The organism is Kineosporia sp. A_224 (genome assembly GCF_002198655.1).
GTDB lineage: Bacteria > Actinomycetota > Actinomycetes > Actinomycetales > Kineosporiaceae > R-H-3.
On the sequence record NZ_MWLN01000118.1, the window covers coordinates 1 to 10,043 of the forward strand.

Consider the following 10,043-nt stretch of genomic DNA (forward strand, 5'->3'; position numbering starts at 1 on the left):
CGCCGCCGCTCGCGCCGGTCACCGTGACGGCGAGCGTCGAGGAGCCGATCGGGACGCCGTCCGCCGAGGCCGTCAGGACGAAGCTCACCGTGCCGTTGGAGGCCGTCTTCGGGACCGTCACGACGACGTCCGGCGTCACCGTGCTGCCGTAGGGGACGGAGGTGTAGGACGTCGGCGACGTCGTGACCCACGAGGCGGCGCCGGCGACGTCCGCGGTCACGCCGACGTGCACGTCGAACGCGACCGTCGGGGTGCCGGTGACGAGCGGGACGAGCTGCGCGGCGAGGTCCGTGCCGCCGACGAAGCCTCGGGAGGCGCCGCCGGCGAGCAGCGCGAGGTTCTGGTAGCACGGCAGGGACGCCGAGAGCGCCCCTGGCTCGAGCACCATGAACAGCCCGACGCCCCGGCCTGCCAGGCCGTCCGGGCCCGCGAGCTCGGCCTTCGTGGCGTAGCCGTGCGGGTCGCTGCTGATGTCGATGCACCCGCCCGCCCCGGACCGGGCCGCGCCGTGCGGCTCGGCGTCGCTGAGGACGACGAGGAACTTCGCCGCACCCGCGGGCGTGGTGTCCCAGCCGACGGCCGGGTCCGCCGCGGCCGCCTGGTGGAACAGGAGGTTGTGCGCCTCCGGGGCGTCGCCGCCCCCGCCGGCGGCGAGCCGGCCGAGCGCCGCGGTGACGGCTGCGCCGTCCGTCGTCATCGGCTGCTCGACCCGGTACTCGAGCGGGGCGTCGAAGGAGTCGCGGAACTGCACAACGGAGAAGCGCGCGCCCGGGACGACGGCCTGCACGCCCGCGACGAGCGCGGCGGCGTCGTCCCGTGCCTGGAGGATGCCGCCCGCCATGCTGCCGGTCGTGTCGACCGCCAGCTCGACGTCGACGGCGGACGGCGTCGGGCGCGGCGGCGCGACCGGTACCTGCACCGACAGCCGCGTGGTCGCCGAGCTGCCGGCCTTGACGGTGAGGCCCGGCAGCGCAGCGGGGCTCACCCCTGCCTGGGCACCGGTGGCGCCGACGGCCGCGGACAGCGTGGCGAGGACGAGCACGGACAGGGCGCGTGAACGCCGCGGGACCGGTGGACGCATGGGACTCCTCAGGAGCTGCCCCGCGTGCGGCGCCGCCGGTCCCCGAGCGGCGCCGTACCGAGGCGATGAGCGGACAGCTGAGCGGACGTGCTCAGCGGACTGTTGTCTTGCGTACGCAATGCGTAGCGATGACAACGGCGGATCCGGCGCGCGACGCGAGGGTCGTACGACGAAGGTCCAATCCGCGAATCGGGCGGATCGGATGGATCGACGTCGGCGCCGGGGCCGGGCGGGTGACGGGCGACGGCCGCTACCGTCGGCTGCACCTCGCCGTCCGACCGCACGCCAGGAGGCAGCCGTGGGGATCCTCGACCGGCTCGACGTCGACGGCACGGACGTCGTCCTGCGGACCGCGACGGACGACGACCTGCCCGCGCTCGTCGCGATGATCGCCGCCGACCAGCACGCGAGGCTGCGCGACGGGATCCGGGACGAGGCCGACCTCGCGCGGTACCGGGCGGCGCTGCGCGCGATCGACGCCGACCCGGCACACCTGCTCGTCGTCGCCGAGGTCGACGGGGTGCTCGCCGGGACGTTCCAGCTGTCGTTCCTCCCGGGGCTCGCGCGGCGCGGGTCGCTGCGGGCGCAGCTCGAGGCGGTGCGCCTCGACGGGCCGATGCGCGGGCGGGGGCTGGGGACGGCGCTCATGCGATGGGCGATCGAGGAGTCCCGCCGGCGGGGCTGCTCGCTCGTGCAGCTGACGACGGACAAGCGGCGGTCGGACGCGCACCGGTTCTACGCGCGGCTCGGGTTCGTCGCGTCGCACGAGGGGATGAAGCTTCTTCTCGACGATTGATTCGAACTGATGTTCTGCATATTTGGTTGTCTCAAGTAGAATGCGACATGGGCACGGGACCTGTTGCGGGCGTGGACTATCCGGCGACGTACCAGCAGTTGCTGAAGTGGTTCCCGGACGACGATTCGTGTGTGGAGTACCTGGCTCGGCTGCGGTGGCCGGACGGGTTCGTCTGCCCTGCGTGCGATGGTGGCCAGTTCTGGCGGACCGGGCGCGGGCTGTGGATGTGCCGGTCGTGTTCGCGTGGCACGTCAGTCACGGCCGGCACGATCTTCCATCGGACCCGGACGCCGTTGTCGACATGGTTCGCTGCGATCTGGTTCGTCACCTCGCAGAAGAACGGCGTCTCTGCCCTGGGTCTGCAACGGGTGCTCGGGTTCGGGTCCTACCAGACCGCCTGGGCCTGGCTGCACAAGTTGCGACGGGCGATGGTCCGCCCCGACCGGGACCGCATCGGCGGCCCCGGGACGGTCGTCGAGCTCGACGAGACCCTGATCGGTGGCGTCTCCGGCGGGACCATGGGTGGCTACGCGGACAAGGTCCCGGTAATGATCGCCGTCGAGCTCGACCCGAGTGCCACCAGCGGCTCCCGGACCCGCGCCGGCCGGCCCTCGCGCCGACAGGTCCGGCTCGGCCGGGTCCGGATGCAGGTCGCGCAACGCCCGAACACCGTCGACCTGCTCGTGTTCGCCCAAGCCGTCATCGAGCCCGGCACCACGATCCGCACCGACGGCGCGACGATCCTCAAGCGACTGCCCGACCACGGCTTCAAGCACGAACCCACCAACGGCTACGCCGCCACCGACCCCGCCACCGTCCTGCCCGGCGTGCACCTGGTCGCCTCACTGCTCAAGCGCTGGTTCATCGGCACCCTGCACTACCGCGTCGAGGTCCAGCAGCTGCCCTACTACCTCGACGAGTACACCTTCAGGTTCAACCGACGCGGCGCCAAGAGCAGAGGACTGCTCTTCTACCGACTGCTCCAACAGGCCGTCGGCACCGACCCGAACCCACTGCACCAGCTACTCAAACCCCATGAGCAGCAAGCCGAATCAAGCAACTGGTGTTAAGCAAATATGCAGTACGTTTGTTCGATCTCTGTCATTCGCGGCCGAATATGCCGTTGACGAACGGCATGGAGCAGCACCAGGCTGCCGGGATGCTGATCCGGCGTGAGGGACCCGGCGACGTCGCGGCCATCCGTTCCGTCACCGCCGCCGCGTTCCGCGACGTGCCGCACAGCGCCCCACCGGTGGAGCCGGGCGGCGATCCCGGTGAGGTGACCCTGCTGTCACGGCTGCGCGCTGATGCCGCATGGATTCCGGCGCTGTCGCTCGTCGCGATCGAGAACGGCCTGGTCGTCGGGCACGTCGTGTGCACGCGGGCCCGCACAGACGATCGGCCGGCCCTGGGCCTCGGCCCGCTCAGCGTGCTGCCCGAGCGGCAACGGACAGGCGTCGGCTCGGCCCTGATGCACGCCGTCCTCGGGGCGGCCGATGCACTGGACGAACCCCTGGTCGGCCTGGTCGGCGAACCCGCTTACTACCAACGCTTCGGCTTCGTGCCAGCACGGACGACCGGCATCACCGCGCCGGACCCCTCGTGGGGTGACTACTTCCAGGTCCGCTGCCTCACCCGGTACGCCGGACAGACCGGTCGATTTCGCTACGCCGCTCCCTTCGACACGCTCTGACGACACCCTCGCCCGTCAACGACCGTCAAAGCTGTTCTTCCACAAGAGATCCGACGCAAGGCCGACGACGGCGCGAGAAGGTGCACCGTGAAGAACCTGGCGGAGCTCCTGGCAACTCACTGGGGCATGGCCGCTGCCCGCGTGAGGTCTCTGGGCGGCGGTATGAACTCGCAGACGTGGTGGGTCGAGCACGACGGCGCGACCTTCGTCGCCAAGTCGGTACCGGCGAGCGGGCTCCCGGACCTCATCGCGGGAGCCGAGGTCGCCGCCGCCCTGGCGGACGCCGGGTTCGTCACCGGGCGCCCGGTCCCCGCGCGAGAGGGCATGCTCGTCCTCACCGATCCTGCTCTCGTTCTCCTCCAGCATGTTCCCGGCCGCGAGCTGGACGGCGGGACCGCCGAGGAGCAGGGCTGGATGGCGGACACCCTGGCCGGCATTCATACGGCCGGCAACCCCGCCGTCGGCGACCCCGCCCTCGGGCCGGGCACCGCCGCGTTCGCCCCGGACTGGCTCTCGCCACACGCGCCCGGCGTCGCGGACCACCCGTGGCTGACCGCCGCCATCGACGCCGTCCGGGCCGAGACCGACCCGCTCACCGTCACCTGGTCGGTGCTGCACACCGACCCGTTCCCCGGCGCGTTCATCCACGACGACAGGACCGGGACGACCGGTCTCGTCGACTGGGCCGGCGCACGACGGGGTCCGGTCCTCTACGACGTCGCGTCCGCCGTGATGTACCTGGGCGGAACCGACAGGGCAGCGGCGTTCCTGCGCCGGTACTCGGCACGAGGTCCGCTGACCGCCCACGAGCTGCAGCACCTCGACGCGTTCCGGCGCTTCCGGGCCGCCGTCCAGGGCGTGTACTTCGCCGGGCGGCTGGCCACGAACGACCTCACCGGCGGCATCGACACCACCGAGAACGAGAAGGGCCTCGCCGACGCCCGCCGTCTGCTCGCCACCCTCTGACAGCTCGCCACCCTCTGACGGCGAGCGCTACGTCCCGACGAGCACCCGCGTCGCCGACACCTCGTACACCGCGTAGGCCGCCCGGATCACCGGCTGCGCGACGTTGCGCACCCGCACCCCGCCGAGCGTCGTGCCCTTCTCGCGCCCCGCATGCGCGTGCCCGTGCACCGCGAGGTCGCACCCCCCGGCGTCGATCGCCTCGCCGAGCAGGTAGTTGCCGAGGAACGGCCAGATCTCGGGCGGCTCCCCCAGCAGCGTCTCCTCGACCGGTGCGTAGTGCGTGAGCGCGACCTTGACGTCGACGCCGACGTCGTCCAGGCCGCGCAGGGCCCGCGCGAGCTGCTCGGCGCCCTCCCGGCCGTGCCGGCTGAACGCCCTCATCTCCGGTTCGCCGACGTCGCTCCCGCAACGGCCGGCGAAGCCCAGCCCGAAGCCCTTGACCCCGCCGATCCCGAGCCGCCCGGCGGGCAAATCGAGGACGAGCCCCTCCCCCTCGAGGACGGTCACCCCGGCCTCGACGAGCAGGTCGGCGACCTTGGGCTCGGCCCCGCTGTGGTAGTCGTGGTCACCGAGCACGGCGACGACGGGCACCCCGAGGTCGGCGTACTCGCTCGCGACGACGACGGCCTCCTCGGGTGTCCCGTGCCGGGTGAGGTCCCCGGCGAGCAGCAGGACGTCGGCGTGCTCCGCGATCCCCACCAGCCCGGCGCGGTGCCGGCCGGCGACGTCCGGGGCGAGGTGGACGTCCCCGACGGCGGCGACCCGGATCACCGGATCACCTCGGCGCCGTGCGGCGGCGTCGACAGGTCGCCGTCCGTGAGCCGCATCTCGTCGAGGACGGGGCAGCGTGGGCAGGCCGCACGGACGAGCGCGAGCACGTCGTCCCGGCGGCTCGGGCTCGCCACGGTGCCCTGGACGACGATCCGCGCGCCCCGGACGGACAGCCGGACACCCATCTCGGTGATCCGGTCGTCCTCGCAGATCCTGCGTTCGACATCCTTCAGCGCGTAGGCGTCGGGCAGCACGTAGGCGTCGGGTACCCCCTCGACGACCGTCCGGGACGGTCCGGTCCCTTCGCTCACGACGTCTTCCTCCCGTGCTGGTCCGGCGGACCGCCGTGCTCGATCCTTCTCGAGGGTCGGCGGCCCGCTGCGTCAGTGGTCCGGTGCGGCGCCGGCCGCCGTGCCCTCCCGCGACCTGCGCCGTCCGTCCCCGGTCCTCTGCCCCGGAGCGGGCCGGGCATTCGTCCTCGGGGCGCGCAGATGCGCGGGCGCTCCGGCGGCACGACCGCTCAGGCGCGGAGCATCGCCTCGGCGCGGATCCCGGCCCACGTGAGCATGGCGACCGCCCCGACCGCTGTCACGGTGCCCGCGACGGACCAGCCGAGCAGGGTCGGCACGAGCAGGACGACGGCGACGATCGGCGCCCGGGCGTACCAGGCCAGCAGCGAGGCCGGCCCGGGGTCGCCCATCGGGGAGCCCGCTCCCGAGCTGAGGAGGGTGAGCGGGGCGTCGCCCCGGTAGGCGCTGACGAGCGCGGCCCCGACCATGACCGGCAGGGCGGGGAACGCGGCGACCAGCCCGGTCCGCACGACGGCGGCGTCGAACGGCGGCACCGACGCACCGGCCGCGCCCTCGACGACGATCCACCCGGTGCCGGTCGCGGTCCACGGGGCGATCCCGGTGAGCGCCCAGATGACGACCAGCCCCGCGGCCAGCAGCAGGCCGAGGACCACGACGGGGACGACGGCGTGCCCGAGGGCCTGCCGGGTCGCGGCCGTGGGGCGGATCCGCATCCGGCGCACATCGTCCGCGTCGAGGCGGGCCGGTTCGGCGAGCTGGGCGGCGGACAGGTACACCGCGACGAGGCCCGGCACCCCGAGGAGCACCTTCTCCCCCAGCCGCGCCCGGCTCGCCGTCCGCGGCAGCACGCCCGGGTCGAGCGGGCCGACCCCGGCCCGCCACGACGCGGCGAGCAGGACGACCCCGAGCGCGAGCCACAGCACCGACCACACGAGCCGGGACGGTGCCCGCAGCAGGGACGTCGCGTCCCGCCAGGGCCCGACGAGCCAGCGCTGCCGGGGGACCGGCAGCCGCACCCGGGTGGACGGCGCATGGCCCTGGGCCGCGAGCACGGTGAGCCGCGCCCGGCGCGGCTGCAGCGCGAGGATCGAGGCGCCGACGAGGGCGACGGCGTCGGCCCGGTCGCGCAGCGTGCGGGCGTCGAGCGTCGAGACCCGGCCGTCGACGTGGCGCACGAGCAGCGCGGTCGCGGCCACGGCCAGCAGCAGCCCGCCGGGCCACAGGGTCTCGACGCCGCCCGGGGCACGGCCGGGCAGGGCGGCCACGAGCGGCTGGACGACCCAACCCCACGGGCCGCTCCACAGCAGGAGCCCGGCGACGGACCCGGCCGCGCCGGGCACCGGGGCGTCGAGGTAGTCCCGCGTCCCGGTCCTGCCCGCGGCCCGGGCGAGGAGCACCGCGCCGCCGAGGACGACCCCGGGTGCCAGCCACAGCAGCGCGGCCCGGCGCAGCGGCCGCCGCGCGGTCTCCGCGACCCCGCCGAGCGCCGTCCCGCCGGCTCCGAGGAGCAGCCCGGCGACCGCACCGGCGGCCGCGACCTCACCCGCGGTGCCACCGGAGACGACCCGGCCGACGATGCCGAGGAGCCCGCCGACGACGACCCCGGACACCGCCCCGAGCGCGAGCGCCGTCCGCCAGCGCGGCACGAGCAGGGCGCGGCGGTGGGTCGGCGAGGGCAGCAGCCACGCGGCCGTCGGGCGGTCGACGACGGCCGGGCCGCGCCAGCCGCCGTCCCGCAGGAACCCGACGAGCACGAGCATCCCGAGGCCGACACCGGCCAGGGCCCAGGCGGGGGCCGTCCGCTCGGCGGCCACGGGGACCGGCTGGACGAGCGCGTACCAGACGTACGGCACGACGTAGACGAGCGCGACGACGAGCGCGACGTAGGCGGTGTAGGCAGCGCTGCCGATCTTGCGACGGCGCTCGGCGGCCCGCAGCCGCCGCAGGAAGGCGAAGGTCTCGGCGGTGAGGTCGTCCCAGTACGGGTCGTCCCGCGCCGGGAGGTCGTCCTCGTCCGGGTCGGCGGTCGCGTCGTCCGGACCGGTCGCGCCCGGGGCCGGGTCGGTCATCGGCCGTCGGCGAAGACGTCGTCCGGGGTCCCCTCGGCGAGGACACGGCCGTCCTCGAGCACCACGACCCGGTCGGCGACCGCCCGGGCGAGCTCGCGGTGGTGCGTCGCGAGCAGGACGGCAGTCCCGTCGGCGCGCTCGGCGGACAGCCGGTCCGCGAGCCGGCCGCGGGCGCCCGGGTCGAGCCGCTGCTCGGGCTCGTCGAGCACGAGCAGGTCGCGCGGGCGCACGAGCGCGGACGCCAGGAGCATGGCCTGGTGCTGCCCCGACGACAACGAGGACGGCAGCGCGTCGGCCTTGTCGGCCAGGTGCCGGTCCTCGAGGGCCCAGTCGACCCAGGCCGCGGCCTCGTCGCCCACGCCGTGCGAGACCGCGACGAGCATGAGGTGCTCGCGGACCGTGAGGTCGGGGTAGGTCGCGGCGACGTCGCCGACGACGGCGATCCGGGCCCGCGCGTGCAGGTCCTCCTCGTCCAGGACGTGCCCGTCGAAGGTCACGCTGCCGGACGACGGCTTGTCGCGCCCCGCGGCGATCCGCAGCAGCGTCGACTTGCCGGAGCCGTTGATGCCGAGCAGGGCCACGCACTCCCCCGCGGCGACGTCGAGGCTCACCGGGTGCAGCACGACCCGGTCGCCGTAGCTGCGGCTGACGCCGTCGAGACTGAGCAGGACTGCCACGACGCGCAGCCTATGCCGCGGTCAGGGTGCCCCGGCTAGGGTGCCCCGGTGTCCTCCCGCGAGCTGGTGATCCTCGGCACGGCCTCGCAGGTCCCGACGCGCACCCGCAACCACAACGGCTACGTCCTGCGGTGGGACGGTCTGACGATCCTCTTCGACCCGGGCGAGGGCACCCAGCGTCAGCTGCTCCTCGCGGGCGTGAGCGCGGCGTCCGTCGACCGGATCTGCCTGACGCACCTGCACGGCGACCACAGTCTCGGCCTGCCCGGGGTCCTCGCGCGGCGGGCCGTCGACGACGCCCCGGGCCCGGCGGTGCTGCACTTCCCCGCGGCCTCGCTGCGCGACGTCCGGGTGCTGCGGCACGCCGGTGCCCCGGCCGGGCCGGTGCCCGCGGTCGAGGTGCCGGTCGAGTCGGACGGCGTCCAGGCACGCGGGCTGGCCGGCGGCAGCGAGTGGGTCCTCACGGCGGCCGCGCTGGACCACCGGATCCCGGCGGTCGGGTACCGGCTGGAGGAGCCGGACGGCGTGACCTTCCGGCCCGAGCGGCTCGTGGCGCTCGGGATCTCCGGGCCGGACGTCGGCCGGCTCTCCGAGACCGGGGAGATCGCGATCGGCAACCGGGTCGTGCTCCTCGACGAGGTGACCCAGCCGCGCCGCGGGCAGTCGGTCGCCGTCGTCATGGACACCCGGGTGTGCGCCGGGGCCGTCGAGATCGCGCGCGACGTCGACGTCCTGCTCTGCGAGAGCACCTACCTCGACGTCGACGCCGACCTCGCCGCGGCGTACGGGCACCTCACGGCCCGGCAGGCCGCCGAGATCGCCGTCGCTGCCGGGGCCCGGCTGCTCGCGCTGACCCACTTCTCCCGCCGCTACGGGGACGACGTCGAGCAGTTCGCCGTCGAGGCCCGGCGCGCGGTCCGGGCGGCCGGCGCGGACCTCGAGGTGGTCGCCGTCCGGGACCTCGACCGGCTCGCCCTGCCGGCCCGGCGGGCCTGACCTCAGCGCCCGGGCACGGCGTCCGCGGCGACCGGCTCCTCCCAGTCGTTGCGGTGGGCGAACACCCAGCCCAGGCCGCCGTCCGGCCCGATCCGGCGCAGGACGTGCGGCATGACGGCGTCCCGGACGGCCCGCCCCACCGGCCCCGCGGTCTTGCTGCTGCTCGTGCGCCGCCCGGCAGCGACGACCCGCTCCACCCGCCGGCGACGCAGGCCCTCGTACGCGGCCAGGGCGTCCTGCGGGACGTCGCGCAGGCAGCGGGCGAGCGCCAGGGCGTCCTCGGCGGCCAGCGCGGCGCCCTGCCCGGACGACGGGGACGTCGCGTGGACGGCGTCCCCGACGAGCACCGTGCGCCGGCCGCGCCACACCGGGACCCGCGGGACGTCGTACGTGGCCCACGCCCCCAGGTCACCGGGGGTGGCGGCGACGATCCGCGCCGCCGGCCCGGCGTCGTCCCTGAGCAGGGCCGCGAGCCGTGAACGCCACACGTCAGACGGCACGGCCGCGAGCTCACCGGGAGCGGGCTCGTCGCGGCGGGGGACGTTGGCGAACCACCACGTCGCACCGTCCGGCGCCGTCGCCCAGCCGAAGAACGCGCGGCGCCCGAACATCATCTGCATCCGGCCGAGCGGGGCGGCCGGCTCCGGGCCGGCCCCGGCGGCGGGCTGCGGCGCGGACTGCGG

The 10,043-nt window shown here is 74.9% G+C and carries 10 protein-coding genes and 1 pseudogene; 5 read left to right on the top strand and 6 right to left on the bottom strand.

Annotated features, from left to right (window positions below):
• Window positions 1-1,081 (bottom strand): annotated as a pseudogene (locus tag EDJALFJO_RS10720) (hypothetical protein); the annotation flags it as partial.
• Window positions 1,082-1,466: 385 nt separating this feature from the next.
• On the opposite strand from EDJALFJO_RS10720, the gene EDJALFJO_RS10725 reads away from it, so the two are divergent.
• From EDJALFJO_RS10725 to EDJALFJO_RS10740, 4 genes are all read left to right on the top strand, one after another.
• Window positions 1,467-1,877, top strand: a complete 411-nt coding sequence (locus EDJALFJO_RS10725) for a GNAT family N-acetyltransferase (protein WP_369812515.1) — start codon at window positions 1,467-1,469, stop codon at window positions 1,875-1,877.
• A gap of 47 nt (window positions 1,878-1,924) precedes the next feature.
• Window positions 1,925-2,947 carry an IS1595 family transposase gene (locus EDJALFJO_RS10730; RefSeq protein ID WP_088285004.1) on the top strand — a complete coding sequence of 341 codons (1,023 nt, stop codon included), beginning with the start codon at window positions 1,925-1,927 and terminating at the stop codon, window positions 2,945-2,947.
• An 89-nt stretch (window positions 2,948-3,036) separates the two neighbouring features.
• Entirely contained in the window at window positions 3,037-3,570 is a 534-nt protein-coding gene (locus tag EDJALFJO_RS10735) for a GNAT family N-acetyltransferase (RefSeq protein WP_088285014.1), read from the top strand.
• Between the two features lie 126 nt (window positions 3,571-3,696).
• Complete coding sequence (locus tag EDJALFJO_RS10740; RefSeq protein WP_088285006.1) at window positions 3,697-4,536, top strand: phosphotransferase enzyme family protein; 840 nt, start codon at window positions 3,697-3,699, stop codon at window positions 4,534-4,536.
• Between the two features lie 27 nt (window positions 4,537-4,563).
• Here the strand turns inward: EDJALFJO_RS10740 and EDJALFJO_RS10745 are convergent, their stop codons facing one another.
• The 4 genes from EDJALFJO_RS10745 to EDJALFJO_RS10760 form a co-directional block, all read right to left on the bottom strand.
• Window positions 4,564-5,304: a metallophosphoesterase gene (locus tag EDJALFJO_RS10745; RefSeq protein ID WP_088285016.1), complete on the bottom strand. Its 741-nt coding sequence runs from the start codon at window positions 5,302-5,304 to the stop codon at window positions 4,564-4,566.
• Entirely contained in the window at window positions 5,304-5,618 is a 315-nt protein-coding gene (locus tag EDJALFJO_RS10750) for a hypothetical protein (RefSeq protein WP_088285008.1), read from the bottom strand. Before EDJALFJO_RS10750 ends, EDJALFJO_RS10745 begins: the two co-directional genes overlap by 1 nt.
• 209 nt (window positions 5,619-5,827) lie before the next feature.
• Window positions 5,828-7,687: a hypothetical protein gene (locus tag EDJALFJO_RS10755; protein ID WP_088285010.1), complete on the bottom strand. Its 1,860-nt coding sequence runs from the start codon at window positions 7,685-7,687 to the stop codon at window positions 5,828-5,830.
• Window positions 7,684-8,355 carry an ABC transporter ATP-binding protein gene (locus EDJALFJO_RS10760; RefSeq protein WP_369812516.1) on the bottom strand — a complete coding sequence of 224 codons (672 nt, stop codon included), beginning with the start codon at window positions 8,353-8,355 and terminating at the stop codon, window positions 7,684-7,686. The genes EDJALFJO_RS10755 and EDJALFJO_RS10760 overlap by 4 nt, the downstream gene beginning before the upstream one ends.
• A gap of 57 nt (window positions 8,356-8,412) precedes the next feature.
• On the opposite strand from EDJALFJO_RS10760, the gene EDJALFJO_RS10765 reads away from it, so the two are divergent.
• A complete protein-coding gene (locus EDJALFJO_RS10765; protein ID WP_088285012.1) occupies window positions 8,413-9,360 on the top strand; it encodes an MBL fold metallo-hydrolase in 948 nt (315 codons plus the stop codon).
• A 2-nt stretch (window positions 9,361-9,362) separates the two neighbouring features.
• Here the strand turns inward: EDJALFJO_RS10765 and EDJALFJO_RS10770 are convergent.
• The coding region (locus tag EDJALFJO_RS10770) for an FAD-dependent monooxygenase (RefSeq protein ID WP_198950193.1) at window positions 9,363-10,043 on the bottom strand (681 nt) is incomplete at its 5' end.

Bases quoted from the DNA above. Each gene is read 5' to 3' on its own strand.
- EDJALFJO_RS10725 (WP_369812515.1), top strand. From the start codon at position 1,467: ATGATCGCCGCCGACCAGCACGCGAGGCTGCGCGACGGGATCCGGGAC.
- EDJALFJO_RS10730 (WP_088285004.1), top strand. From the start codon at position 1,925: ATGGGCACGGGACCTGTTGCGGGCGTGGACTATCCGGCGACGTACCAG.
- EDJALFJO_RS10735 (WP_088285014.1), top strand. From the start codon at position 3,037: ATGCTGATCCGGCGTGAGGGACCCGGCGACGTCGCGGCCATCCGTTCC.
- EDJALFJO_RS10740 (WP_088285006.1), top strand. From the start codon at position 3,697: ATGGCCGCTGCCCGCGTGAGGTCTCTGGGCGGCGGTATGAACTCGCAG.
- EDJALFJO_RS10755 (WP_088285010.1), bottom strand. From the start codon at position 7,687: ATGACCGACCCGGCCCCGGGCGCGACCGGTCCGGACGACGCGACCGCC.